Raw genomic sequence first — 977 nt, forward strand, 5'->3', positions numbered from 1 at the left:
ACTCTACAGGAGTTTTTACAGGATTATCTCCAGATTCTTATGTAGTGACTGTCGTAGATTCAAACACTCCTCCAAGAAAAGTTGCTTCTTCAACAATAAACCTTGTAGCTCCTACTGATATTAATTTAATTAGCTCTGCAATGGGTTGTGTATCGCCCAGTTCCCCAGTCACATTAACTGCATCAAACGGCGGTACAACATATGCTTGGACGTCTGTTCCGGTAGTAGCTATATCGAGTACAACTACTACAGCAATTGTATCTCCTGCGGTTAATACGACATATACCGTAACTTCATCAAGAACAATTCNCTTTTATTACTAGTACTGATAGGAGTGGCACTGGGAAGATGTTTGTTGCCAAAGGTGCTACGTTTGCAAATAAAACAATATGGTCTCAAACTGTACTAGTAGATAAAAGTAAGTCCTATACTTTCGAATTTTACGCACAAAATTTAGTAGCAACAAGTGTTGCAACATTTAGGGTACTAATCAATGGAGTACCAATTACAATAACACCTCTTTCTGCAGCGAATTCTGGATTTTCAGGTTGGACAAGAATATTTGGTACTTGGAGTTCTGGTACAGCTACTACTGCAAAAATACAAATTATTAATACCAATATTTCGTTACCAGGTAACGACTTTGCAATTGATGATATATCATTTGCTACAGCAACTTCAAAAAATTGTCTTTTATCCAAAACAGTCACTGTAGATGTTACACCAGCTTTAAGTATTACCAATCCCTTAGCGGTTTGTACTCCTGCAACAGTTAATATTACTTTACCAGCGGTTACAGCAGGAAGTACAGGAGGTGGTGCCTTATCGTATTGGAGTGACGCAGCTGCTACTATTGCTTTAGCTACTCCAACAGCGATAGCTTTAAGTGGTACCTATTACATTAAAAGTGTCTCTAGTATTTGTTCGGATATTAAACCCGTTGTGGTTACAATTAATCCTGCCCAAGCATTAAGCAT

At 38.0% G+C, this 977-nt stretch carries 1 protein-coding gene; it reads left to right on the forward strand.

Annotation, left to right across the window (positions count from 1 at the left end; genetic code table 11):
* Nucleotides 1–348: 348 nt before the first annotated feature.
* A partial coding sequence (locus tag ACFQ0S_RS07240) for a hypothetical protein (RefSeq protein ID WP_379819072.1) occupies nt 349–977 on the forward strand: 629 nt, incomplete at its 3' end.

Origin of the sequence: Flavobacterium myungsuense, from assembly GCF_042677265.1 — a bacterium.
GTDB classification, from domain to species: domain Bacteria; phylum Bacteroidota; class Bacteroidia; order Flavobacteriales; family Flavobacteriaceae; genus Flavobacterium; species Flavobacterium myungsuense.